Raw genomic sequence first — 24,912 nt, 5'->3', positions numbered from 1 at the left:
AACAGTGTGAACAACAATCAGTCCAATTCACGGCGTGGTATCGCTATATGGCATCGCTACGTGTCGTGGTCGAGTGGGTGGGATCGAGGGGTTTTGGCTTGTTGGGTCATGGGCCAAGGTCCGTGGATCGGTTGTGGTGACACGCCGAGAGGAGGCCCAAGTTGCGTCGTGCCCATCGTTGCGGTATCTTATTCGAGTTGCCGCAAACAAGACTTCCTAGGAGATCAATGTTGTGACGATATGCGCCAGTAGCCCAATGGATTAGAGCAGCTGACTACGGATCAGCAGGTTGCAGGTTCGAATCCTGTCTGGCGCACCGCTAAGCCTTCGGAATCATTACGATTCTGAAGGCTTTTTGCTTGTTCGGATTTGGCGCTCTAGGCATGATTAGGCACGATGACGTCTGATCTCGGGGTTAACTCAAGAATTGTGAGTCAAGTACATAGTTGTCGATCGCATGCGGAGCTCATAGGTGAAACGCGAATCTTGTACGGCGTGTCCACCACCTTCCGCTCAGCCGTTCCCTGGAACCGAAGCTGTGTTCGTAGGCATCGGAGTTAGGGAGGGCAGTTGCACCTCGGTCTTATGGCACGTGGTCCGCATGGCTTGGCGTCGTGCGCCGGTCCGTTGGCTTGCCGCGCCACGTTCCGGCGTGGTTCCGACGGTTCTATGCCCCATGCACCCATGCAAAGGCCAGATCCGGGTAGGCTCCTCACTTTGTGTAGTACTGTTCATAGGCCCAGAAAAAGAGCAGAATTAGGAACGGCCATATACCGCCGATTTGCAAGACCGCGACGTGCCGAGGATGGGCTGTCTCAGAGCGATTGACTACACAAAGTGAAACACGGCGGTGTTCCGGGGTGTTCCGGAGGTGCGTGCCCGCTGTCCGCAGGGTCTTCTGATAGATTGAGTGCGGAAAGGCGGGCGGTCCAATGAACGAATTACCAGAGCACGAGCATGACGATGGCGTCGGTGGCGCTGATACCGGTCGTATTGATGACGGTCGTGATGGCGGTCGTACCGATGACGACCGCCATGCATCCGGTCGTGGCGCGCAGCGTCACGGCGTTTCACCGGAGGAAGAGTACCGGCGAGGCCCGGTGATGATGCGGGGCTCGATGATTCCTCACGACAACACCATGGCGAACCTGCTCAGGCCCGAGCAGTCCACCGACTGGCTGCACATGGACCCGTGGCGGGTGCTGCGCATCCAGGCTGAATTCGTGGACGGGTTCGGCGCTCTGGCCGAGCTGGGGCCGGCCGTGAGCATCTTTGGATCCGCGCGGGTGCGCGAGGAGGAACAGGAGTATCAGGACGCGGTGCGCATGGGACGCGGGGTCGCCGAACGGGGCATCGCGGTGATCACCGGGGGAGGCCCGGGCATCATGGAGGCCGCGAATCGCGGAGCCGTGGATGCCGGCGGCAAATCGGTGGGGCTCGGCATCGAGCTGCCGCATGAGAAGGGCATGAACCAGTGGGTCGATCTGGGCATCACCTTCCGCTACTTCTTCGTACGCAAGACGATGTTCGTGAAGTATTCGTCGGGTGTCATCATCTGCCCCGGCGGATTCGGCACGCTTGACGAGATGTTCGAACTGCTCACCCTGGTGCAGACGCATAAAATCAAATCCATGCCCATCGTGTTGTTCGACACGCAGTATTGGCGGGGATTGCTCGACTGGGTGACCGGCACCCTCGGCAAGCGCGGATTCATCTCCCCGCTGGATCCCAATCTGGTCGTGTTCACGGATGACATCGACGAGGCGGTTGAGGTCGCCTCGAGCGCGGTGCACTGAGCGGGGCGGCCCCGCGGGTGGAGCTTCGTCGGGCCATGAATCTTCCGACGTTCGGGCTACTTGCGAGCGCAGTCCGATGAAGGGCGCACCATCGGACTGGACCATACCGCTGAAGATTGCCACTGACGATGAATGGCCGAGCCGACTGGTTGGGCTATCGCCTGAGTGCCAGCAACATCCCGGTGCCGACGGGGGTGAGCGTGGCATCGAACCGTTCATCCGACTCGACGGTATCGAGCAGTTCGCGCATGGCCACGGCCTTGGCGCTGCGATCGGCCGGGTTGAGCATGCCGCCGTTGGCGTCGGTACCCTCCATGGCCATGACATCGGTGAAGACGATCATGCCGCCATCGTCGAGCAGTCGTGGGGCCTGGGCGAAGGCCGGCGCATAGTTGGCGGGGTCGCCGGACACGACGATGAGCTGGTAGGCTCCCGCATTGAGGCGCTCGAGGAACACGTCGGCGGAGGCATTCACCGCACGTAACGTGGTCTGGGTGTCCTCATCAAGGGTGTTGAACAGTCGACGTACCGCGGCGATACCCTCCGGCGAGGAGTCCACGGCGGTCAACTGGCCGCGGCCCCCGAGCGCATCGACGATGCGCTCGGATTCGATCACCGCACCGGTGCCGATGGCGATGACCGATGAGCTGTGGGTCAGGCGCACCAGAAGTGCCAGCAGGTCGGCCTGGGCAGCCGAGCTTTGCGTGTTGCCGGCCGCATCGGCCTCTCGGCGCAGCTGTGCGGTGCGATCGGATTGGCGGGTGAGGGCGCGTTCCTCGACGAAGGCGCACATCTTCGCCAGATTCGTGTATGAGATGGTGTTCATAGGTTCCTACTCTAGTCGTGGTGTATCCGCAAGCGCACCGCTCGGGACGTGGGGGCGTCACTCGTCGTTGTCGCGTCTGCGCTCGGAGCGTTCCCCGACCCGCGTGGTCAGCTGCCACATCTCCTCGCCGACATTGATGCCGCGTGGGCATGGACGGCTGCACGCCTTCACCGATTGGCAGGCCGCGATGCCGTCGGCGGTGTCGATGGCATCGAGTCTGGCGTCGCCGGCGTGGTCACGCGAATCGTTGATGAAACGCGAGGCGGCGATCAGCGCGGCCGGACCGATGAAGGCGTCGCCGCCGGAGAACACCGGGCAGCTCGCCTCGCACAGGCCGCAGGCGATGCAATCGCTCAGCAGCTCGTATTTCGCCAGCTGTTCAGGTCGTTGCAGGTACTCGATCATGTCGACCTTGCCGTCGTGCGTCGTGGCCAGACGGCCGTCGGCCTGCAGATACGGCTTAAGGCGGGTGATCTGTTCGATCATCGGATCGATGTCGACGATGAGATCGCGCTGCACGGCGAAGCCCGCGAGCGGTCCGATCTCGACGATCGCGGGGCTCTGGTTTCCGGCGTCCTGCGCCAGTCCCTGTGGGGACGGAGAGGTGTCCGGTCGCGGCTCGCGCTGCTGGTGCGGGTGGTCCGCGGAACCGGTGCGGCGGAATCCCTCGTCGTCCGTGCCTCCATGATCCGTGCCGCCATGATCCGCGGCGCTCGCCGACCCCGGTGCCGTGGCTGCCGATCTGCTCGTCTGCCCGATCGTTTGACCTGTCGCCTGACCGGCCGCCTGTCCGACCGTGGTGGTGCACAGCAGCGTCGGGGCGCCGTTGACGGTGGCGGCGTCCGAACCGCACATGCCGTGGCCGCATGCGTACCGGAACGCCAACGTCGGGTCGCTGCGTCGCTTGACGGAGAGCAGGCAGTCAAGCAGGGTGGTGGTCGGCGGTACCGTGAGCGCATAATCCTGCGTCCAGCGTTTGCCTCGGGGTGCGCGACGTCGTGTGGGGGCACCGAACGGCGATGGCGCGGTACGGGCGAAGGGCGAACTTGACCGGGCGCGCTCCCTTTCGGCGCGCGGGGTGAAGCGGTGCACGCGCAACACGACGCGAATCATGTCTCGCATCCGTTCATCGGTAGCTGCGTCTGCCATGGGACCGCCTTCCTGTCGCACGCCCATATTGTGCCATGAGGTTCCGTCACCTCCGCGGCGACGATTCAGTACGTCCGTCCCGCCGGTGGCATGCCGAGGATATGGACGGGCTGCCAACCGATCGCACCCGAAGCGTCGCCCATGGTATGCGCCAAGTACCGCCGGTCGTCACGATCCGGATAGTCGTCGCGATGCAGGGATCCGCGCGATTCGTGCCTTGCGTCGCTGCAACGCAGCACGGTGCGGGCGAGCGTGATGAGATGCCGGGCCTCCCAGATCGCGGTGAGCTCCTGGTTGAAGGCCGCAGCGTGGTCGTGCGGATGCAGGGCCGCGGCGCGAGGGGCCAGATCGCGCTCGATGGCGTTGAGGGCCCGGGCGACGCTTTCGGCGTCGCAGTGGACCGCCAGGGCCCGTTCCATCACCGCGCCGAGGTCGGCGAACAGGCGGTATGGGTTGTCCGAAGCCGTGCCGTCGGTGTCCTGAGCGTCGGACTCGCCCGATTCGTCGGACTTGTTGGACTCGTTGTCCTCATCCGACGCATTGCTGGTGCTGGGGGCGGACATGGTCTCATCGCCGGATGCGTCGTGGTCCTGCAGCCAGGCGGCGACTTGGGAACGGCGACGTTCGGCCGCGTCATACACGGGATCGACGCCGTCGTCGGCTGGCGACGTCGCGGTTTCGATGCGCGCCGCCATGGCCGCTCCGGCCCGGCCACCGAACAGGCAGGCGTCGAGCAGGGAGTTGCCGCCGAGCCGGTTCGCGCCGTGCACGCCGACGCACGAGCATTCCCCCGCGGCGTACAGGCCGTCGACGATGCGGCGTTCGCCGCCCTGCCAGCGGTACACCTCGCCCTCGGTGGTGATGGGGATGCCGCCCATGGTGTAGTGGGCCGTGGGTTTGACCGGGACCATATCGCGTGTGGGGTCCAATCCCGCGTAGGTGCGTATGGTCTCGAGCACCTGGGGCAAGGCGGTGCGCATGCGCTGCGGGTCGATCGCGGTCATGTCGAGCCATACGCAGTCGGGTCCGGCCTGCGGCTCCCGTGGATCGGGCACGCCCCGGCCCGCCGCGATCTCCGCGGTGACGGCCCGGCTGACCACGTCTCGTGCCGACAGGTCGCCATGGTCCGGTGCGTAGCGCTGCATGAAGGCCTCGCCTCGGGCATTGCGCAGCACCCCGCCTTCGGCTCGCGCCGCTTCGGAGAGCAGCAGTCCGGTATGGGCCAGTCCGGTGGGGTGGAATTGGATGAATTCGATGTCCTCCACCTGCAGACCCGCGGCGAGGGCCAATGCCATGCCGTCACCGGTCAGATCCCACGAATTCGAAGTGGTGCCGAACAGTCTGCCGGCGCCGCCGGTGGCCATGAGGACCGTGGAGGCGTGGATCGTGTGCACCTCGCCGTGGGCGATGTCGAAGGCCACGACGCCACGGGCGCGTTGCCCGCTGCGGTCCAGTACCAGATCGGTCACGTACCACTCGTCGGCGAAATCGACGCCCTGCCCCACGCACTGCTGCCAGAGGGCGAACAGGATCTGGTGGCCGATGCGATCGGCGGCATACGCGGCGCGGGGAATGGGTTCCCGACCGAAGTCGGCCGTGTGCCCGCCGAAGCGGCGTTGCGCGATGTGCCCGTCGGTCATCCGGGAGAAGGCCACGCCCGAGCGTTCGAGATTGATCACGGTTTCGGGGGCGTATTCGGCGAGCATGCGCGCGGCGTCCTGGTCCACCAGCCAATCGCCGCCCTTGACGGTGTCGAAGTAGTGCCAATGCCAGTCGTCGTGGCGTTCGTTGCCCAGGCTGGCGGCGATGCCGCCTTCCGCCGAACCCGTATGCGAGCGCAGTGGCTGGAGTTTGGAGATCACGAGGATGCTCGGTTCCCTGCCTTCAGCCCGCATGTGCGCCATGGCCGGCGAGCGGAGCATGCCGAGTGCCGCCGACAGTCCGGCCGCCCCGGCCCCGACGATGACGGCATCGTATGACTTCTCGATATGCTTGGGATTCATACCCCCGATTCTCGCACAGCATCGGACGAAGCCGTGGCCGGGCTCCGTGGCGCGTGTTGACCTGATCGGCGGGCCTTGCGCCGCGCCAGCGCCTGGTGGACAATCGAGAGGTGGAAGGTGGTGCGGGCATGGCGGAGTCGTTCAGCAGCAAGGTCTATGAGGTGGTCCGGCGCATACCGGCCGGGTCCGTGGCGACCTATGGCCAGGTAGCGGCGCTCGCGGGCAATCCCCGCAACGCGCGCATCGTCGGCTACGCCTTGCATGAGAACCCCGAGCCCGGGGTGATCCCCTGTCATCGCGTCGTGTTCCGCGACGGGTCGATGGCTCCGGGCTTCGCGTTCGGCGGGCCCGAACGGCAACGAGAGCTGCTCGAGGGGGAGGGCGTGGGGTTCGTGCCTCCCGTGAGCGAGCGGGGCAACGCCGGAGCCGAGGGGTGGCTGGTGGACCTCTCCCGGTTCCAATGGCAGGCGTGAGGGCGATTGCTTCCATTACCGCTCCGTTACGGACATGGTGTGATGCGGCCGCGTTCGAACCTGATCGTGCCATCCAGTTCCATGAGACCCAGGACGCCCATGAGATCGCGTATCGTCACCCGGGGCGTATCGTGACCGATTCCCTCCTGCAACGCCGCCAACACCTCATCGGCACCCGCCCCGCGGGAACGTGCCCCGCACCGGCGGAGGGCATCGAGCACGGCGGCTGCGGATACCGGCTCCGGGAATACCGGCGCAGGGGATGTGGCCGGCGCTACCGTGGCCGGCGCTACCGTTGCCGGTGATGCGCATGCTCCGCCATCTCCCGGGGCATCGCGGTGGCGGGATGTCATGTCGGTCGGTGGTGGAGGGACGCCCTTTCCGTGCGGAGGGGAAACCACTTCATGCGCCTGTGGGGCTGTCCCGAGCGATGGGGATGTCGTGTCGAGCAGTGGAGATGTTGTCCCGAGCGGAGGCGGCTCTGCATCGTGCAATGACGGCGCCGTGTCATCCAGTGGGGTCAGGGCGTCGTGCGGGGCATGGCAGATGTCGTCGATGGCCTCTGTGGTGCATAGGATCGTGGCCTTGCTCTCGTGAATGAGCCGGTTGCACCCCGCGTTGCGTGGTGCGGTGATGTCGCCGGGGACGGCGTGGACGTCGCGACCCAGGTCCGCCGCCCAGTTGGCGGTGTTCAAGGCGCCGGAACGCCGCCGCGCCTGCGTGACCACAATGGTGGTGGCCAGTGCCGCGATGATACGGTTGCGCAGCAGAAATCGTCGTGGTTCGGGGATGGCGTCCGGGCACAGCTCGCTCACCAGAGCCCCGCCGTGCTCGAGGATGCGGGCGAACAGCCTGTCGTTGACGCGTGGACCGATATGGTCCAGTCCTCCGGCGAAGACCGCGATCGTTCTGCCGCATCGTCGTCGGAATGCGTCGTCGACGCGTTGCCCCATGGCCTCGATTGCACCCCAGTGGGCGGCCGCATCCGTACCCATCGCGCCTCCGGAGACGACGAGATGGCCCGCGTCGGCCGCGGATCGTCCCAATTCCCGGGCCACCTCGCGGCCGTAGTCGTCGCACCCGCGTGAACCGACGATCGCCACGGGGTGCGGGCAGCTGACCAGAGCATCCACATCGCCCCGTCCCCACAGACACAGGGGAGGTGCCCAGTCCTTGCGGATGGAGAGGTCGTCGAGTTGGGTGGGCCACCACGGGCTATGCGGCGCGATGATCCACAACGTCCCGTGGTTGGTGAAATGGTCACCCAACGGCTCGGTGTCCAGACAGGGCAGGGTGTCCAGCCTCGTGAGCCAGCAGACCAGGGCCTTGCGGAACGCCTGGATGGCCGATGGGGTCACGCGTCGGCCCCAACGCACCAGGCCGCGGGCGAACAGGCGCTCCAGATCGTCACGACCGGTATCGCCCGCATGGATCGCGCACAGCAGGCGTGCCACTTCCGTGGCGTCACCCGAGCCCTTCATCGTGGCGAACATGAGCGCGTCGGCGCTGTCGATGCAGTGGGTGAGCAGCGCACGGGACACCGTCTGGTGGTCCGGCGGTCCGGTTGTGGGATGTCGTGTCATGAGGCCCTCGTTCTCAGTGATATGCCTTGTGTCATCTCCTCGACGCCGGGCGAGTTTCGGCCCGCGAGATCGGCGAGCGTCCATGCCAGGCGCATGGCGCGGTCCGCGCCGCGCAGGCTCAGACGATGGCGCTCCATGGCGTGGTTGATGAGGGCCAGGGCCTTCGGAGAGGTGTGTTCGCGCAGCCAGCCACCGTTCGCCCGGGCGTTGCATGTCCATTGCTGTCGAGAGAAGCGTTCCTGGGCCGCCGATCTCGCGCGTTCGACGGTGGCGCGCATCTCGGCGCTGGTCTCGCCGCTCGTAGCGGCCGTCGCCGCGATGCGCGTGACGGGCGGCACCTCGACCTGGATGTCGATGCGATCGAGGATGGGACCTGACAGGCGTGAGAAGTAGCGTATCCGGTCCCGTTCGCGGCAGGTGCAGCGCTCGCCGTCGCCATAGCCATAGCCGCAGGGGCACGGGTTGGCGGACATCACGAGTTGGAAGAGGGCCGGGTAATACGTCGTGCCTTTGGCTCTGGAGAGCGCCACGAATCCGGATTCCAACGGTTCTCGCAGGGTCTGCAGCGATCGTGGCGAGAACTCCGGGGCCTCATCCATGAACAGCACGCCGCGATGCGCCCGGGTGATCGCGCCCGGCTGTGCCACGCCGCTGCCCCCGCCCACGAGCGCCGCGGTCGAAGCGGTGTGGTGCGGCGCCTCGAACGGCGGCAGGGGACTGACTCCATGGGCGCGCAACGTGCCGCACAGGGAGCGGATGGAAGCGACCTCGAGCTGCTCCTGCTCATTGAGCGGGCTCATGATGCCGGGCATCCTCATGGCGAGCATGGTCTTACCTGATCCGGGCGGTCCCGTCATGAGGATGTGGTGGCCTCCGGCGGCGGCCACCTGCAGCGCCCATTTCGTGTAGTCCTGGCCGATGACCTCGTTCATGTCACCCGGCGGTTCGGTATCGACGTCCCCCGTGTCTCGTGCCGCGGCCGCGTCGGATTCCTCCAGGGTCCGATAGCGCGCGCTGCCGCCCATCATTTCGATGAGCTGTCCGACATGGCGTAGCCGTACGGTGGTCAGCCCGCCGACCAATGCCGCCTCCTGGGCGTTGGCTTCGGGGATGATCACGCGTTCGATGCCCCGCTCCCTGGCATGCAGCAGGATGGGCAGCACCCCGTTGATCGGCAGGATGGAACCGTCGAGATTGACTTCGCCGAGCACGATGGTGTCGGTCATGCAGTCATGGGGGATGGCACCGGCCGCGCTGAGCACGCCGGCCGCTATCGCCAGATCATGCGAGGACCCGCGTTTGGGCAGTGACGCGGGTGACATGTTGACCGTGACCCGGGTCGCCGGCCAGGAGAATCCGCTGGCCGTGCATGCCGATTTGACCCGTTCCCTCGCTTCGCTCAACGAGGCGTCGGGCAGACCGATGATCGAGAAATAGGGCAGGCCGGGCGATACGAAGGCCTGGATGTGGATGAGGAACGGTTTGAGACCGATGAGTCCGACCGAAATCGCCCCGCCCACCGCCATCAGAAAGCCCCCGAGAGATGCGTGACGATCGGGGAGGGTGCGGTGACGGTGAGCGCCACCACGTCGAACCGCACGCCGGCGTGTCTGATCCGATGGTCCGGGTCGAGCAGCCATTGCGCCCCCGCCCGTCGCAGGGCGAGGCGTTTGTGCGCGGTCACCGCCTCCTGCGGGGTGCCGTACCTCGTCGTGCGCCGTGTCTTGACTTCGACGAAGACCAGGGTGCGCGCCGGGTCGAGCATCACGAGATCCAACTCGCCGTATCGCGTCTGCCAGTTGGCGTCCAGGAACGACCATCCCCGTTGCTCGAGCCAATCACGGGCGAAGCGTTCCCCCCAGACGCCCAACGCATGTGGTTCCGAGGGCGCCCGTGAGGATGACGGTGTGGGGTTCGGGCGGTCTGTGGTGCCCACGTTGCCTATGGTACTGAGATTGCTGAGATTGCCTATGCTGCCGGTGGTTGCGTTCATGGGCACCAGTTCACCATGGTCGCGTGGCCGACGTCGGGTCTCACGGGTCATGTGGTCGAAGGCAGGCCCGTGGGTGTGTCACCACGAAGGGCGCGTCGCTACTCAGGGTGTATTACAGCGATGGTGGTGCCGCGCATGGTGGGGATGTCGCCATCCGGCCATGCGCGGCGGTCATCAACGCCGTACCATCAATACTTCAGTGCCTATCGTCGCTCTCTGCGATCAGTACCCGCTGTCATCCAGATCCACTTTGAGTTCATCGCCGTTCAAGGTGAAGCTGCCTGAGAGGTAGATGCTCGTCCTGTCGCTTTGCGGTTCCCAGGAATCATCGAAGAAGGACTTCTGCTGATAGGACAGCGTCGCGGATCCCCGGCTGGTATAGAAGCTTCCGCCGGTCGGGGAGACCGACGAGACCCGCGGATAGCTCGTGATGCTCCACTTGATGTCCTTGTACGAATCGTCGCCGTAGAAGGCGTATCCACGGATGGGGCAGCCCGGGGGCGCCATCTCGGTGGATCGTGCGCATACGTCGAGCTTCTGCTTGATCGCCGCCTCGATATCGGTGGTGAGCTGTCTGGTGGCTTTCGGCCTGATTGCTCGCGCGGTGGCGGAATACCGGCTGGCGGCCACGACGGTGACCGTGTCGCTGGTGACGTACTTGGACTTATGGGCGCTGACCGCATACTCGCCCGGATACACCTTGAACGTCATGGCGGAGGAACCGCTCCCGGACGCCTCCGACGCGTTCTTCTCCGTCACCGTGATGCCGTTGATATCCAGAGCCGTCATGGAGTCGGTGGTGGAGACCGCAAGATCCTTGAGCGGGGGCGTGGTCACCTTCCAGTTCTTGAAGAACAGATAACGGGAACCACTGGGGGAGACGGATATCGTGTCCGACTGCATTCTGCCCGCGACGGTGTAGGTGAACGACACTGTTTCCACATTGCCGTTGCTTCGGGTCGCGCTGATCTGGACGTTGGACATGCGCTTGCCAGCTTTCGCCGCATTGTCTTTGAGGAGAGCGTCGCGGCCGCCCTCGAGCTGAGGGTCAGCGATGCCGTTCGCCCGCTCGTACTGGCCGGATTCGATCGATTGCAGGTACCGTTCGGCAACAGGCCGAGCTCCGAACACCGTGGCATTCAGCACGGAGTAGGCGATGCCCAGCGCTGCCAGAACCGCCACGACGATGGCGGCGATGATGATCATGCGTTTCGCCTGTGCACTCATCGGCTTCGCCGGTACGGCGGCTGCGGGAGGCGCCATGGGGACTCCCATGGGCGCTCCGGTCGGTATGGGAGCCGTACCAGTCTGGCCGATTGCCGGGGCGCCGGCGGCGGTATACATCGGTGCAGGAGCGATGCCCGGAGGATATGCGCCAGGCGGGGGATATTGACCCGGTTGAGGTTGCTGACCCGATTGTGGGTACTGATCAGTCTGGGGGTACTGACCGGCCGGTGCGCCTTGGATGGGTTGGGGCATCGGCTGCCCCTGCATCGCGGGAGGCTGAACGGCGGTCTGGGGCCCAGCGTTCTGAAGCACAGAGGTCTGGTGCACAGCGGTCTGCGATCCCTCGGGAGTCGTCACCGTTGGTGCCTGCATGCCCGTCGGAGCCTGGACAGGAACCGTACCGCCGACGAGGAACCTCCACAGACCGGGCTGCGATCTGACCACAGCGGGGCCGAAGGTCAATGCCACGACCTCCACAAGGAACGCCCAGAGCGCGGCGAGTATGAAGAACCACGGTGCGGGGGACAGCGTGACGTTGGCCATGGTGCCGCTGCCCGCCATCGAAAGCATCGACGGCAACGATCCGGAGAGACGAATCCCCGCCGCGAAGCTCGCCACGAGGAAGGAAAGTACCAGCCAGATGCCGGCGGTGATCAGCGGTGACCGCCACGACTTGTCCCAGCCCGCGCGGGATGGATCGTAGGTGTTCCTCGCGGAAACCCTTAGGGCGATGTAGAAGGAGGTCAGCAGCAATACCACGAACACGATGATCACCAACCACGCCGGGGGATTGGAGGACGAGCTCGACCACAGCGAGATGCTCCCCGCATTGCCGGGGGTGATCACGGACACGCTGCCCAGCGCGGCGGCGACGAAGACGAGGATCGGCAGCGCCGGGAACAGAAGCGGGAAGAGGAGCAGTCCGGTCATCTCCTGACCCTTGATCGCGCCCGCGATGAGCAGCAGCAGGCCAACGACGGTGAAGACCGCCGTGTAGATGACGACCGATTCGACCACGGTGCGCACCGCACCTCGTGCCCGATGAGCCCAGCGCCATGCGGCGGAGAAGAGATTGTCGGCATCCGGTGTGGATGCGGCCAGGGCGTATCCGCCCAGTGCGCCCGATCCGGCGAGGAGGAACGCCATGGCCACCGTTCGCACGGTGAGCCCACCGAGCGTCACCTGCGTGCCTGATGCCAGACCCGAAGCCGTCCCGATTGAGGACGGCAGCAATGCGGCGATGATGAGGTACACCAACGCGGAGCACACGCCGACGAGCGCCGCGTTGATGGCGACGGACCAACGGTCACGAGGACCGCCGCTGCGGGCGATGAGGAAGACTCCGAACGCCGCGCCGATCATCAGCGCGACCCCGGAAAGTCCGACCGGCAACCACAGATAGGCATTGACGGTGACCGATCCGAATGAACCCGCCGCCGACGTCGCCTCCACGGAGAATTGCCCTGACACGCCTGCCACCAGTGCGATAATCAGCATCTGGAGGAAGTTCGTCCCGGCCCCGGAATCCGACATGCCGCCAGATTGGCTCGAACCGCTCAGTCCCGACAATGAAGCGCTGATATCGCGCAGCATGGAGCCCTGCACGATGAGCAGCAGCCCGGCCGTGATCAGTGCGAGTATCACGGCCGAGGCGAGTCCTATGCCGGTCGATATGCCTATGCCTTTCCAAGTATGCGGTTTCGCGAGGTCCTCGAGCATGGGGTTGCGCGAAGGAGGCGGCGTATTGCCCGGAACCTGTTGGGTGACCGGGGGAGATTGCGGGCCCTGCGGACTCGGCGCGTACGGTTGCGAAGGCGAGGATTGCCGGGGCTGTGCGGCTTCATTGCCGCTCCCGGAAACAGTCGCGCCTGGCATACCGCCATTCAGCGGCGCTCCAGGCGCGTTGTGCTGTTCGGTTCGATTGCCGGGCTCGTGCTCCGGTCGATTGGCCTCGGTACCACCGGGGCTGTGATCCGCGTTGCCCAGCGGATGGCCTACATGGTCGTTCGTCATCGTGATCCCTCCTCGTCATGGCAGTTCCCTTGAACCCAAGCGAGCGAGAAACAGATGGGGCCGACCGTCATCGTGACGAACGTTCCCTCTTCGAGACCACTGCTATGTCCCACTGTGCCATGGGTGGTCTTTCGTCATTCACACCAAAGAAAGATTACTTTGATGATACCAAGAAGCGCCGCGAACCTTCAGGCTCACGGCGCAACGATCCGAACCCCTCCGTTGGGTCCGCCGCCATGCGGGGGTGGCGGGATTCAGCGGACCAACTCGGGATTCAGCGGACCAACTGGGTGAGCTCGCCGAGGTCGAGTTCGAAGCTCACGCCGCGATCCTCGAAATGCGGCTGATGCCTGGTGTGCTCCATGGCGTGGCGGACGAACTCGCCCGCGATCCGGGCCGACTCCGGCAGCGTCCTTCCGGCCATGAGCGCCCCGCACAGCGATGAGGCGAAGGCATCGCCGGTGCCGTGGATCATGTAGGGCAGCTTGTCATGCACGAGTTCGTGCTTGGCGGCGGCGCCCTCGTCGCGGCTGGCGACGTAGTTGCGCAGCGTGCCGTCCTCGCGGTCGATGCCTTTGAGCACTACGTGCTTGGCGCCGAGGGACAGCAGGTCCCCCAGTATCCGTTCGACCTGGGAGTCGTCGATGTTCTGGCCCGGGTAGTCCCGTCCGGTCAGGAGACTCGCCTCGGTGAGGTTGGGCATGAGCACATCGGCGCCGTCGGCCAGCTCACCGGTGGCCGCGCACAGCTCTTTGGTATAGGTCGGGTACATCGCGCCGGCGTCGCCCATCACCGGGTCGACCAGACGCAGCGCCCGGGGATATTCGCGGTACAGGCGCTTGATGATCTCGACCTGTTCGGCCGAGCCGAGGAAGCCGCTGTACACGCCGTCGATGTCGACGTCCTCCTGCTGCCACGCGTCCAGATATCCGTCGAGAATCGCAGTGGTGTCATGGAAGGTGAACACCCGGTACTTCGTATGGGCGGAGAACAACGCGGTCGGTACCGGGCAGACGTCGCAGCCGGCCGCCGAAAGAATCGGGATGGCGGCGGTGAGCGAGCATTTGCCATAGCCGCACATGTCGTGCACCGCGGCGATGCGCGGGATGTACTGGGGGTCACGCTGGTAGAGGGTCATGTCGTCACTCATGGAACGCCTTTCGTTTGGGCCGTATGCACGCCGTATGTGATGCGGCATGCCAGGTATGACTGTATCGCGTCCGGCGACATCGACGCGAAGAGCGCCACATCCTGATCGCCCCGGTGCGCACGGGGATGTTCCCCCGAACGGTGCGGGCGGGCCGCGGCGGCGCGCCCATGCGCGGCAGGGACTGTGCCGACTGGTCTGAGTAATGGGCCATAGGCAACGTCGATAACCGCTGGCTTGCACCGACGGCCGCCCCTCGCCTAATGTCACCATCAACGGCTTTCACGCCGGACGCACGAGGTGATGCGGCGCCGCACCGGGCGTCACCCACCGCCGGCACGGACACAATAAAGGAGTTCACGTGAGCGAGACCAACCAATACCATTTCGAAACGTTACAACTGCATGTCGGCCAGGAGCAGGCGGATCCGGCGACCGATTCGCGGGCCGTGCCGATCTATGCCACGTCCAGTTACGTCTTCCATGATTTCGACCACGCGGCGGCGCGATTCGGCCTGGCCGATCCGGGCAACATCTACGGACGTCTGACGAATTCGACCCAGGGCGTGTTCGAGGATCGCATCGCCGCACTCGAGGCGGGCACCGCCACGCTCGCCGTCGCCTCGGGCGCGGCCGCCGTGGAATACGCCGTGCGCAACATCACCCAGTCCGGCGACCACATCGTCTCCGCGAAGACGATCTACGGGGGCACGTTCAACCTCTTCAAACACACCTTGCCCCGCGACGGCATCGCCACGACCTTCGTCGACCCCTCGGACCCGAAGAACTTCGAGGACGCGATCCAGGAGAACACGAAGCTCGTCTATTTCGAGACCTTCGGCAATCCCAACGCCGACCTGGTTGATTTCGAGGCGGTCGCCGACATCGCCCACCGCCATCATCTTCCCGTCATCGTGGACAACACCTTCGCCACGCCGTACTTGTTCCGGCCGTTGGAACACGGTGCCGATGTGGTGGTCGAATCCGCCACCAAATTCATCGGAGGCCACGGCACGACGCTGGGTGGCGTGGTGATCGAGGGTGGCACCTTCGATTGGGCCGAGGTCCCGGGTAAATTCCCGACATTGACCGAAGCGGATCCCTCCTACCATGGGTTGAACTTCTACGGGGCGCTCGGCCCCACGGCGTATGTCACGCGCATCCGCGCCATCCTGCTTCGTGACACCGGCGCCACCATCAGCCCCTTCGCCGCCTTCCTCCTCCTGCAGGGTACCGAAACGCTGTCGCTGCGCGTCGAGCGCCATGTCGAGAACGCGCTCAAGGTCATCGACTACCTCAAGACCGTTCCCGAGGTGGATTCGATATCCCACCCCAGCATCGAGGGCCGGTCCGATCATGAGCTGTATCAGCGCTACTTCCCCAAGGGCGGCGGCTCCATCTTCACGTTCGAGATCAAGGGAGGCAAGGCCGCCGCCCGCGTGTTCATCAACAACCTGCACCTGTTCAGCCTGCTGGCCAACGTGGCCGACGTCAAGAGCCTGGTCATCCACCCGGCCTCCACGACCCATTCCCAGGAGAGCCCCGAGGAGCTCGAGGACCAGGGCATTCACGAGGGCACGATCCGTCTGTCGATCGGCACCGAGCACATCGACGACATCATCGCCGATCTCACAGCCGGGTTCGAGGCCGTGCGCGCGGCGGCTCGTTCCTGAGGATGAGAACCGGCCCGCTCCTGGCCGATCTCGTCATGGGCGGGTCGTGAGCCCAGTCCATAAGTCCGCCTCAGGTCCGATATCTCGTCGCCCACCGCTCCCATAGAGTGGTGGGCGACGAGGGTCGTGGCCGGATCGGCGCGGCCCGTGAACGAAGGGCGGACCATGACGACATCACACATTCCCGCGGTCGAGGCGATCGATCTGGTGAAGACCTACGGGCAGGGCGAGAACGCCGTGCACGCCTTGCGCGGCGTCAACGTGGGCTTCGAGCAGGGGCGGTTCACGGCGATCATGGGGCCCTCCGGCTCCGGCAAATCGACCCTGATGCACACCCTCGCCGGACTCGATGGGGCGACCGGCGGCACGATCATGTTCGGTGACCTCGACCTGACGGCCATGAACGACAACCAGCTCACGGTGCTGCGACGACGCAGGATCGGATTCGTCTTCCAGAGTTTCAATCTGCTGCCCATGTTCAGCGCAGAACAGAACATCCTCATGCCCCTGACCCTGGCCGGGGTCCGCGTCGATCGGGCATGGTTCGACCTATTGGTCGACACTCTGGGCCTGCGGCGGCGACTGAACCACCGGCCCAACGAGCTCTCCGGCGGCCAGCAGCAGCGCGTGGCCATCGCCCGCGCCCTCATCGCCAAACCTGCCGTCGTCTTCGCCGATGAACCCACCGGCAATCTGGATTCGGTCTCCAGCGCCGAGGTTCTCGGTTTTCTCAAACGTTCGGTGGAGGAGTTGGGACAGACCATCATCATGGTCACGCATGACGCCGTGGCCGCCTCCTACGCCCATCGGGCCATCGTCTTCGCCGACGGCCGCATCGTCGCCGACGTCACCGATCCCACCTCCGAACGGATGAGCGCCCTGTTGATGCAGGAGCGCGAGGGGCATGCCGCTCCCAGTGTGGAGCGACTCATGGGCGTCGCCGAGCATGTAGGTGGGCACGTCGCCGAGCATGTCGAAGATATTGCCGGCGAGCATGCCGATGAGACGAGCGCGCGCCGATCCGCCAGACCTGGCCGATCCGCCAGACCTGGCCGATCCGCCGGACGACACCGCCACTGAGCGCGTCGCCGCTTCCCCCATCCGCTTTGTGGGCGTGTCGGGCACCGTAGCGTGCCGCCTCCCACCGTCGTTCGCCATCCGTCACCCATCCAATGCATACCCGTTCCCGCGCCACGGGGACGATGAAGGATCTGTTATGTGGTCGATAACCCTAAAACTCATGAAGCACAGCGTGAAGCTGCTCGTTCCCGCCGGCATCGCCGTCATCATCGGCACGGCGTTCATCTCCTGCACGTTCCTGTTCAGCAACACCCTGCAGGATTCGCTGAGCAGCCAGATGACCGCTCAACTCGGGCAGGCCGACTACGTCGTCCACACGGCGCCGTCCTCGCCCGAGACCCCCACGACGGTCGGTGCGCTCCAGCCTGATCGCATCCGCGGCATCGCCGGAGTCAGGGCGGTCCGAGCCAACGTCGAGCGGCCCGTCGAGCTGTCGAAGTCGGGCAGGCACGCCTCCTCGATGGCCGTGGTCAGCGCCGAGAGCCGAACAGTGCTGCCGGTCGACGTCGTCGCCGGGACGCAGCCGGTTCGGTCCGGGCAAATCGCGATTCCACGGGCGCTCGCGGAACAAATCAAGGCCGTGGTCGGCGATGAGATCGAGGTCGAGGACAGCGTGGGCGATGTCGGTGACGGTGCCGATCCTGCCAGCCAGCACTTGCGCATCGTGGGATTCACGGAGGACCCCCATGGCGCCTACGCCTATTATTCCGGCGCCTCGATTGTTCCCGAGGACGCCATGGCCGCGTTCTATGGCAAGTCGGCCCGTTTCACCGATCTGCCGGCCTCGATACTGCTCCTTGATGTCGACGCGGCGCACACCGATACCGCACTCAAGGATGTCACCGACTCCTTGCCCCGCGGGTTGGCGGTGTCGTCGCGGGCGGAGATGGGATCCCAAGCACTCGAATCCCTGGGCGACAGCAACACGAATCCCGTCACGATCTTCCTCATGGTCTTTGGCGCCATCGCCATGTTCGTCGCCGCGCTGGTCATCGCCAACACCTTCCAGGTCCTGGTGGCGCAACGTCGACGCATCTTCGCGCTGCTGCGTACCATCGGCGCCACTCGTGGGCAGGTCTACCGATCGGTGATAGCGGAGGCGTTGTTCTTCGGATGCGTGGCCTCCCTCATCGGCGTGGTCCTCGGCATCGGCCTCATGGCGCTGGTCTGCAGGACCGGGGTGATGGGCCCCGCCGCCCCCAACGCGAGACTCGTGCTCAGCGTCCCGGTGTTCGCCGTGCCCATGGGCTTCGGCGTCGTCATGACGGCGCTCGGCTCCCTGGGTTCCGCCCGTGCCGCCACCCACGTCACTCCGTTGGAGGCGCTGCGACCCATCGAACTGGCCCGCACCCCGAAGTCCGGGAGGATCCGCGGCATACTTGGTTCCCTGATGATACTGACCGGTATCGGTTCGGCCGTCTGGTCAGTGGTTCGGGTGATCGCCATGACACAATCCCCATCATCCCAACAGGCCAGAGGGTATATGACCGTCCTGTCCGTCGCGATACTCGCATGCCTGCTCGTGTTCACCGGTCTTGCCTTGACGGCGGTCGCCTGGATGCCCCGGCTCATGGCGCTCGCCGGCATGCTGGTTTCGAAGATCGGTCCCTCCTGTGCCGTCGCCCACGCCAACATCCAGAAGAACCCCCGGCGTGTCGCCAGCACTGGTCTGGCGCTGCTCATCGGCGTCACCCTCGTCACCACGGTCGCGACCGGTGCGGCCAGCGGCAAACGGACCTTCGAACAGGCGCTTGACACTCGCTACAGCGTCGACCTGGTCTACACGGGGCGTGGTCTCGACGAGAAGTCGCAGGCCAAGCTCGAGGGCGTCAAGGGCATCGTCGGCACGGTGTATGCGCCGTATGCCGTCGGTTCGATCTCACTTGACCACGGCAAGAAGGCCTCGGCCACCGTGCTGGGCGTGCCCGACGTGAAATCGTTGCACGCGGTGATGCGCGCCGATCTCAAGGGCGCGGTCATCGACGAGCATACGGCGTTGTTCTCGCTCTACGGCGCCGACAGTGGTCGGAAGCTGGGATTCGAGCACAGCGACACCCGGTTCACCCATGACCCGCAGGTCGACGAGCCGGACGATGACGCGTCGTCGACGGCCGATGCGACCCAGCGGAAGGCGCAGACCACGGATGGACAGGGGCTTGACCTCGCCGTGAGGCAGCGTGACTTCCGGAGCATCGGGGTGTCCACCGAGGCGGCGGCCTTCGTCGGTGCCGCACCGTTCGAGCGCGGCGAGTTGCCCACCGATGGCCACATGCTGTTGGCGAAGGTCGATACCGGAGCCGCGAGTTTGGCCGACGTGCTCGACAACGCGCAGAAGGCGCTCGGCGACTCCGCGCACATCCAGGTCGGCGGGCCGATCGCCGAACGGGTGCAGTGGGAGTCGATCATCAACGTCATGATGGGTCTGCTCATCGGCCTGTTGGCCGTGGCCGTGCTCATCGCACTCATCGGCGTGGCGAACACGTTGATCCTCTCGGTGATCGAGCGGACGCGTGAATCGGCGACCCTGCGCGCCATCGGTATGACCCGGGGGCAGCTGCGGCGTTCGCTCGCCGTCGAGGCACTCATCATCGCGCTCGTCAGCGGCGTCGTCGGGGTGGTGTTGGGCACGGGCTTCGGATGGCTCGGCTCCTACATCGTGTTCAGCACCTTCGGCGCCGTATCCCTGCCGTTCGAATGGGGGATGAACGCGACGGTCCTCGCCGTCGCCGCCATGGCCGCCCTGCTGGCGAGCGTGGCACCGGCCCGGGCCGCCCTGCGCACCTCACCGGTCGAGGCCCTCGCCGAAGCCTGAACGGCCCCGGAACGCACGCGCTCCCGTGTCCCGCCTCCTGTTATGGGGAGGGGACACGGGAGCGTGCGCGCGTGGTGCAGCCCCTGAACGCCATGGTTCAGTGACGACGTCCCGCCTGACCTTTCACACCAGCCGGTTCTCGTAGGCGAAGACCACCGCCTGCACCCGGTCGCGGGCGTTGATCTTCGCCAGAATATGGGCCACGTGGGTCTTCACTGTCGGCAAGCCGATGAACAGCTGTTCCGCGATCTCCTGATTCGACAGCCCGTGCGCGATCTCGATGAGCACCTCGCGCTCGCGGGCCGTGAGTTCGTCGAGCTCCGGATCGGTGTACGGCGCTTCCTCGGCTCCTCCGGCGACTTGCACCTCGCCAGCGGGATGAGCTGTGGGACGGGCGGTGACGGCGTGGGCGGCGCTGAGCGGGGCATGGCTGCCCGATGGTGCCGTGGGGTCCGATCGTTCGGCTATGGGACCGCCGCCGAATGGCGCTACGGCTTGCGGGGCCGGCGGTCGTTCTTCGGCGAGCATCGTCCGTATGAGGCGGCGCGTCGCCGTGGGGGGCGATGATGGCGTTGCCTGATGCACCGTGCGTATCGAGGCGAGCAGCGTTTCCGGTTCGGTGTCCTTGAGGAGGAACCCTGATGCACCGGCGTGGATGGCGGCCATCACGTATTCGTCGAGGTCGAACGTGGTCAGCACGATCACCCGAGTGGGCCTGGATTGCCCATCGTCGGGCGTTTCAGCCCGCTGCATGGCGCCGATGCGTTTCGTGGCCTCGATGCCGTCCATGCCGGGCATGCGCACATCCATGAGCACCACATCGGGGTGCAGTTGTCGGACCAGCTCGACGGCTTGCGCGCCGTCACCCGCCTGGCCCACGACCTGCAGATCGTCCTGCGAGTCGATGACCATGGCGAAGCCGACCCTGACCAGTTCCTGGTCGTCGACGATAAGGACTTTCACGGGTTCACATGCCTGCATACCAGTCACTGTAACGTGGTTGGGCGAAGAGGTCGGCCGCCGTGTGTCACTGGGGGTACGGGCCCGGTATGCGTCGCTCGTGTTCACCCGTGCGTGTCACGGGCCTGTGGCGACACCGGATGCAGGGCCATCGCCGGGGTCTGCGCGGTGGCGTCGTCGCTGAGACCGGTCTCCCGAAGCATGCCCAGCAGCCGTCGCATGTGCGACAGGGCATGGCGACCCCGCAGGCCAATGCGGGAGAACGCCCCCACGATCTCGCCGCTCGGCGGCTCTGCCCGGCGCTCCTCGTATCCCTCGAGCATCCTTAAGCCCTCATCGGCCTGGTCCCGCACGCTCATCAACGTCGCGTTGACCTCATCCTGAATGCTCGCGCCGATACGGTTGCGCTCCATATTCGCGGCCAGGATGCGCTGCTTGTCTTCTTCGGCCCGCAGAGCGTCGGCCCGCTGCTGCAATACCAAGGCGTTCGACCCGCGGGAGCGGATCCACAACGCCAATCCCATGCTCACCAGACACATCAGCAGGATGATGACGCCGATGATGACGCTGCCGGTGATGATCTCGTATACATTCGAATAATAATGGTGCCGGCGTTCCATGCCCAATATCGCGGCGATCGGGGAGGACCAGCCGGATCCGTTGGCCACGAACGACAGGACGAGCAGCGCCGTGTCGGCGGCCACGGCGGGGAGCACCCAGAAGCCGGCCCGGCGTCGTCCGTACATGATGACCGAGTACAGGCTGACCAACACGAACAGGTTCTCGGGGCTGATGGCGCCGATGAGCAACAGTTGGACGGCGGATGCCACGCCTACGCACGCGGCGCTGAGTTCGGGCACCCTGCGGCGCAACGCCAACGGCAGAACGGTCGCGGCCGTCGTGATCACGCCCGCCCATGGGTGTACGTCGACCTCCCCGAACTGCAGGTACATCCCCGTCGGGCCGGCCAACAGATGTAGTCCTGCCAGCACTGCGGTGGCGAGGATCGCCAGTGTGGCGTCGACGGCGAGATAATGCTCCTGCGCCCATCGGGACAGCCGTTCGATGATGTTGGCCCGGCGGTTGCGCGGTCCGGTCTGCATGGGCAGGGAGTGCAGGTGTGCGAGGAATCCTCGCGTCGTCGTGGTTGCGACGGTCATGCCTTTTTCCTCTGGTTTCGGCCCAGGGTGCGATGCTGCCATGTTCGTGGCATCGAGAAGCGTCGATATCGGCATGGGTATCGGCGTCGTGGGAGTGACGCGTCCGGGTGTCGACGCGAGGGGGATGTCTGCTTCGACATGGAATCCGCGATGGTCCGTGCGGGGGCCGGTGATGAGGGTGCCCTTTATCGCCCCGATACGCTCGCGCATGCCCGTGAGCCCGTAGCCAGGGGCGTGACCATCGGCGTCGGCCTGGGAACCAAGTCCGTCGTCGGCCACGGATATGTGGATACTGGTATCGCTCCACTGCTCGAGAATAGTGACGGTGACGGCGTCACCGGCGTATTTGCGGATGTTGGTCAGCGCCTCCTGCACCATGCGATACAGGGCGTTACCCGCCCCACCGGTCAGGAGATCGGGTCGAGGCGTGCCGTGGATCGTACGCGACACCGTGTTGTTTGGGGAGGACAGCCTCGCCTCGCGCACCAGACGCTCGATCTGCCCATAGCTTGCCTCCTTGGCCGGGTGGATCGTCGATCCGGCCGTGGGTCGCGTGTCGGAGTCGCCGTCGGGTTGCTCCAGTGTGTCGAGCAGCGTACCCATCGAAGCCAACGCATGCTGTGATTCCTGCCGGATCGTGGTCATCGTACGGCGTGCCAGAGCGGGGTCGTGCGCCGCGGCGTATCGTCCGCCATCCGACTGGACGATGATGATCGACAGCGTGTGCGCTACCATGTCATGCATATCCCGCGCGATGCGGGCGCGTTCGGCCAGCATCGCGATGCGGCGCTCCTCCTGCTGCCGGGATTCGATGGAGGCGTTGCGTTCGCGGAGGTTGCGCACGATGCCCATGCGGGCCCGACGCCAGTAGGCGATGACGATGGTGAACAGCAGACAGAGCGTGATGAGGATCAGCAGTATCAGCCACGAGAAGAACATCGAGCGCGAACAGCCCCACGTCGGGCCATCGGCGTAGAAGGTCGCGCAGTCGACTCTGGCAACCGTCCCGAAGGCATGCGAACGCTCGATCAGGGGGCCGACCTCCGTCGACCACGCGATCACCGCCGCGGCGATGAGGCCCATGACGAATGCGAGCGCGATGAACGTGCGCGCGTGTCGGGGTTCGCCGTGCACGATCACGGAGAACACCATGACCAGTGCGAAGAAGTCCGGCAAAACGATGCTGGGGCCTACAACGAGCTGCAGCATGACGATCGCGGCGAAGACGGCGGCGCTGATCTCCGGGTGGCGACGCCTGGAGATCAGCGGCGGCAGCAGCGCGCAGGACCAGAGCGACGCGGTGCGATCGTCGTGGTTGACCAGCAGCCCCGGGTACCCGGAGGACACGGTTCGTCCGAGTCCGAGGACGACCAACATCGCGCACAGGAGCAGGGCGATGTCGCCGGGATACAGGTGTCGTGCCATCCGACTCCACCAGCGTGTGACCACATTCATGCCTCAAGGCTAACCCGATGGCGCGGCCACGGATATCATGCGTGAAGATGAGTTATTCGCGGATGACGGAGGTAATACGGTCATGACCCTGCTGCAGCGGTACTACGTGCCCGGATTGTATGTCGAGGATCATGCGATCCCCGTTCCCTACGATTGGTCGGGCAAGCGCCCAGGTGAGGGATTCGGCGGCGAGTCGTTGTCCCAGTTCTACCGCGTCGTCACCGCTCCGGAGCACGCGCACGACGATCTGCCCCTGCTCGTGTACCTGCAGGGCGGGCCGGGAGGGTCGGCCCCACGTCCGCTCGATCCCCGTTCCGATGGCTGGATAGCCGAGGCGGTGCGTCATTTCCGCGTGATCCTGCCGGATCAGCGCGGTACCGGCCGCTCCTCATGCGTGGACGGCGTGACCATAGCGCAATGGGGGGAGCCCCGGCATCAGGCAGACCGGCTCAAGCATTACCTCGCCGATTCCATCGTGCGGGACCTCGAGCATCTGCGTCTCACGCAGTTCGGGGGCAGGCGTTGGGTCACCCTCGGTCAGAGCTACGGCGGGTTCCTCACGCTCAGCTACCTGTCCCTGTTCCCCGAAGGCGTCGCCGCCAGTTTCACCGCCGGCGGCATACCCCACGTGCCGGCCGGCGCCAGGGAACTCTACGAGCACACCTTCCCCCGGATGGCGCGCAAGACCGGCCAGTTCTACGAACGCTACCCCGGGGACGTCGAACGCGTCGCGGCCGTGGCCGACCTCCTGCGCAATCGGGACGTGACCCTGCCCAACGGCGACATCCTCACCGTGGAGCGTCTGCAGACGCTGGGCGCCGGCTTCGGCATGAAACCGAGCTTCGAGCGCATCCACTGGATGTTCGACATCGCGCTCGCCAACGGCGATGGCACCCCGGGGGCTCGCCAACGGCTGAGTGACGCCTTTCTCGACGCCGTCATGGTCGAGACCTCCTCGCGCCCGCTGTACTGGCCGCTGCAGGAATGCATCTACGCCAACGGAGAGCTCGACCATCCGCTCGGGTGGTCGGCGCAGCAAGTGAGGGACACCATGCCCGCATTCGACGGGGCCGCTCGTCCGCTGCTGTTCACGGGGGAGGCCATTTTCCCATGGATGTTCCGTGAGGAGAAGGCGCTGCGGCCCTTCGCCGCGGCGATGGAGCTGCTGATGCAGGACACGGGATACGGCAGGATCTACGACCCCGACCGACTCGCGCGCAACGAGGTACCGCTCCAGTCGGCCGTGTACTTCGACGACATGTACGTGGATTCGGGGTTGCAGCTCGATTCGCTGTCGCGCATCGGGCGCTCGCATTACTGGGTGACCAACGAGTTCGAGCACGACGGATTGCACGGCGACGTCGTCTTCCGTCATCTGTACGAGGAGGCCTTGAACCGCGGTGACCTCGAGGCGCTGTTCGAATCCTGAGGGACCACGGCGCTGGTATATGCTCGAAGCGACGGGCCCCGGAGGAACGACCGGAGTGAGAACGCCGTGCGAGCGGCATACCGCGCAATCGCCGCACCACGGCGACATCAACACGGAGATATCAAGACAAGGAG

Annotated in this window: 16 protein-coding genes and 1 tRNA gene; 7 read left to right on the top strand and 10 right to left on the bottom strand. The window is 65.5% G+C overall.

What is annotated here, in order from left to right; translation table 11 throughout:
• The first annotated feature begins 242 nt into the window (after nucleotides 1-242).
• Nucleotides 243-316: transfer RNA gene (locus BMON_RS04230), tRNA-Arg, on the top strand.
• Between the two features lie 787 nt (nucleotides 317-1,103).
• Nucleotides 1,104-1,796: an LOG family protein gene (locus tag BMON_RS04225; RefSeq protein WP_237745334.1), complete on the top strand. Its 693-nt coding sequence runs from the start codon at nucleotides 1,104-1,106 to the stop codon at nucleotides 1,794-1,796.
• Nucleotides 1,797-1,950: 154 nt separating this feature from the next.
• Here BMON_RS04225 and BMON_RS04220 read toward each other — a convergent pair whose 3' ends face one another.
• From BMON_RS04220 to BMON_RS04210, 3 genes are all read right to left on the bottom strand, one after another.
• The gene (locus BMON_RS04220; RefSeq protein WP_033511101.1) at nucleotides 1,951-2,622 is read right to left on the bottom strand and encodes an O-methyltransferase; all 672 of its coding nucleotides are present in this window, start codon (nucleotides 2,620-2,622) and stop codon (nucleotides 1,951-1,953) included.
• Nucleotides 2,623-2,679: 57 nt separating this feature from the next.
• Nucleotides 2,680-3,771: a succinate dehydrogenase/fumarate reductase iron-sulfur subunit gene (locus BMON_RS04215; protein ID WP_051917898.1), complete on the bottom strand. Its 1,092-nt coding sequence runs from the start codon at nucleotides 3,769-3,771 to the stop codon at nucleotides 2,680-2,682.
• A gap of 65 nt (nucleotides 3,772-3,836) precedes the next feature.
• Nucleotides 3,837-5,774, bottom strand: a complete 1,938-nt coding sequence (locus BMON_RS04210) for an FAD-binding protein (protein WP_033511100.1) — start codon at nucleotides 5,772-5,774, stop codon at nucleotides 3,837-3,839.
• 128 nt (nucleotides 5,775-5,902) lie between these two features.
• On the opposite strand from BMON_RS04210, the gene BMON_RS04205 reads away from it, so the two are divergent.
• Nucleotides 5,903-6,247 carry an MGMT family protein gene (locus tag BMON_RS04205; RefSeq protein ID WP_033511098.1) on the top strand — a complete coding sequence of 115 codons (345 nt, stop codon included), beginning with the start codon at nucleotides 5,903-5,905 and terminating at the stop codon, nucleotides 6,245-6,247.
• 26 nt (nucleotides 6,248-6,273) lie between these two features.
• Here BMON_RS04205 and BMON_RS04200 read toward each other — a convergent pair whose 3' ends face one another.
• From BMON_RS04200 to BMON_RS04180, 5 genes are all read right to left on the bottom strand, one after another.
• A complete protein-coding gene (locus tag BMON_RS04200; protein WP_033511097.1) occupies nucleotides 6,274-7,830 on the bottom strand; it encodes a DNA-processing protein DprA in 1,557 nt (518 codons plus the stop codon).
• A complete protein-coding gene (locus tag BMON_RS04195) occupies nucleotides 7,827-9,356 on the bottom strand; it encodes a YifB family Mg chelatase-like AAA ATPase (RefSeq protein ID WP_033511095.1) in 1,530 nt (509 codons plus the stop codon). Before BMON_RS04195 ends, BMON_RS04200 begins: the two co-directional genes overlap by 4 nt.
• A complete protein-coding gene (locus tag BMON_RS04190; RefSeq protein ID WP_081882881.1) occupies nucleotides 9,356-9,823 on the bottom strand; it encodes a YraN family protein in 468 nt (155 codons plus the stop codon). Before BMON_RS04190 ends, BMON_RS04195 begins: the two co-directional genes overlap by 1 nt.
• A 222-nt stretch (nucleotides 9,824-10,045) precedes the next feature.
• The gene (locus BMON_RS04185; RefSeq protein WP_152595689.1) at nucleotides 10,046-13,063 is read right to left on the bottom strand and encodes a heme utilization protein; all 3,018 of its coding nucleotides are present in this window, start codon (nucleotides 13,061-13,063) and stop codon (nucleotides 10,046-10,048) included.
• A 274-nt stretch (nucleotides 13,064-13,337) separates the two neighbouring features.
• Nucleotides 13,338-14,213: a pyridoxamine kinase gene (locus tag BMON_RS04180; protein WP_033511092.1), complete on the bottom strand. Its 876-nt coding sequence runs from the start codon at nucleotides 14,211-14,213 to the stop codon at nucleotides 13,338-13,340.
• A gap of 358 nt (nucleotides 14,214-14,571) precedes the next feature.
• Here BMON_RS04180 and BMON_RS04175 point away from each other — a divergent pair, with 358 nt between their 5' ends.
• From BMON_RS04175 to BMON_RS04165, 3 genes are all read left to right on the top strand, one after another.
• Nucleotides 14,572-15,882, top strand: coding sequence for an O-acetylhomoserine aminocarboxypropyltransferase/cysteine synthase family protein (locus BMON_RS04175; RefSeq protein ID WP_033511091.1), 1,311 nt, complete (start codon nucleotides 14,572-14,574; stop codon nucleotides 15,880-15,882).
• Nucleotides 15,883-16,047: 165 nt separating this feature from the next.
• On the top strand, nucleotides 16,048-16,962 hold the full coding sequence (locus tag BMON_RS04170; protein WP_081882880.1) for an ABC transporter ATP-binding protein: 915 nt from the start codon (nucleotides 16,048-16,050) through the stop codon (nucleotides 16,960-16,962).
• Nucleotides 16,963-17,098: 136 nt separating this feature from the next.
• Entirely contained in the window at nucleotides 17,099-19,774 is a 2,676-nt protein-coding gene (locus tag BMON_RS04165) for an ABC transporter permease (protein WP_033511090.1), read from the top strand.
• 123 nt (nucleotides 19,775-19,897) lie between these two features.
• On the opposite strand, the gene BMON_RS04160 is transcribed toward BMON_RS04165, so the two are convergent.
• A complete protein-coding gene (locus BMON_RS04160; RefSeq protein WP_034885295.1) occupies nucleotides 19,898-20,755 on the bottom strand; it encodes a response regulator in 858 nt (285 codons plus the stop codon).
• An 83-nt stretch (nucleotides 20,756-20,838) separates the two neighbouring features.
• Entirely contained in the window at nucleotides 20,839-23,319 is a 2,481-nt protein-coding gene (locus tag BMON_RS04155; protein WP_051917881.1) for a sensor histidine kinase, read from the bottom strand.
• A 112-nt stretch (nucleotides 23,320-23,431) separates the two neighbouring features.
• On the opposite strand from BMON_RS04155, the gene BMON_RS04150 reads away from it, so the two are divergent.
• A complete protein-coding gene (locus tag BMON_RS04150; RefSeq protein ID WP_033511322.1) occupies nucleotides 23,432-24,778 on the top strand; it encodes an alpha/beta fold hydrolase in 1,347 nt (448 codons plus the stop codon).
• Nucleotides 24,779-24,912: the final 134 nt, after the last annotated feature.

It is taken from the genome of Bifidobacterium mongoliense DSM 21395, from assembly GCF_000741285.1.
GTDB lineage: Bacteria > Actinomycetota > Actinomycetes > Actinomycetales > Bifidobacteriaceae > Bifidobacterium > Bifidobacterium mongoliense.
This window is presented reverse-complemented; position numbering and strand designations above follow the sequence as displayed.

What these genes read in the sequence shown, in the direction of transcription:
- BMON_RS04205 (WP_033511098.1), top strand. Translation starts at nt 5,903, where the DNA reads ATGGCGGAGTCGTTCAGCAGCAAGGTCTATGAGGTGGTCCGGCGCATA.
- BMON_RS04185 (WP_152595689.1), bottom strand. Translation starts at nt 13,063, where the DNA reads ATGACGAACGACCATGTAGGCCATCCGCTGGGCAACGCGGATCACAGC.
- BMON_RS04215 (WP_051917898.1), bottom strand. Translation starts at nt 3,771, where the DNA reads ATGGCAGACGCAGCTACCGATGAACGGATGCGAGACATGATTCGCGTC.
- BMON_RS04150 (WP_033511322.1), top strand. Translation starts at nt 23,432, where the DNA reads ATGACCCTGCTGCAGCGGTACTACGTGCCCGGATTGTATGTCGAGGAT.
- BMON_RS04210 (WP_033511100.1), bottom strand. Translation starts at nt 5,774, where the DNA reads ATGAATCCCAAGCATATCGAGAAGTCATACGATGCCGTCATCGTCGGG.
- BMON_RS04165 (WP_033511090.1), top strand. Translation starts at nt 17,099, where the DNA reads ATGTGGTCGATAACCCTAAAACTCATGAAGCACAGCGTGAAGCTGCTC.
- BMON_RS04155 (WP_051917881.1), bottom strand. Translation starts at nt 23,319, where the DNA reads ATGGCACGACACCTGTATCCCGGCGACATCGCCCTGCTCCTGTGCGCG.
- BMON_RS04160 (WP_034885295.1), bottom strand. Translation starts at nt 20,755, where the DNA reads ATGCAGGCATGTGAACCCGTGAAAGTCCTTATCGTCGACGACCAGGAA.
- BMON_RS04220 (WP_033511101.1), bottom strand. Translation starts at nt 2,622, where the DNA reads ATGAACACCATCTCATACACGAATCTGGCGAAGATGTGCGCCTTCGTC.
- BMON_RS04170 (WP_081882880.1), top strand. Translation starts at nt 16,048, where the DNA reads ATGACGACATCACACATTCCCGCGGTCGAGGCGATCGATCTGGTGAAG.
- BMON_RS04200 (WP_033511097.1), bottom strand. Translation starts at nt 7,830, where the DNA reads ATGACACGACATCCCACAACCGGACCGCCGGACCACCAGACGGTGTCC.
- BMON_RS04180 (WP_033511092.1), bottom strand. Translation starts at nt 14,213, where the DNA reads ATGAGTGACGACATGACCCTCTACCAGCGTGACCCCCAGTACATCCCG.
- BMON_RS04225 (WP_237745334.1), top strand. Translation starts at nt 1,104, where the DNA reads ATGATGCGGGGCTCGATGATTCCTCACGACAACACCATGGCGAACCTG.
- BMON_RS04190 (WP_081882881.1), bottom strand. Translation starts at nt 9,823, where the DNA reads ATGAACGCAACCACCGGCAGCATAGGCAATCTCAGCAATCTCAGTACC.
- BMON_RS04195 (WP_033511095.1), bottom strand. Translation starts at nt 9,356, where the DNA reads ATGGCGGTGGGCGGGGCGATTTCGGTCGGACTCATCGGTCTCAAACCG.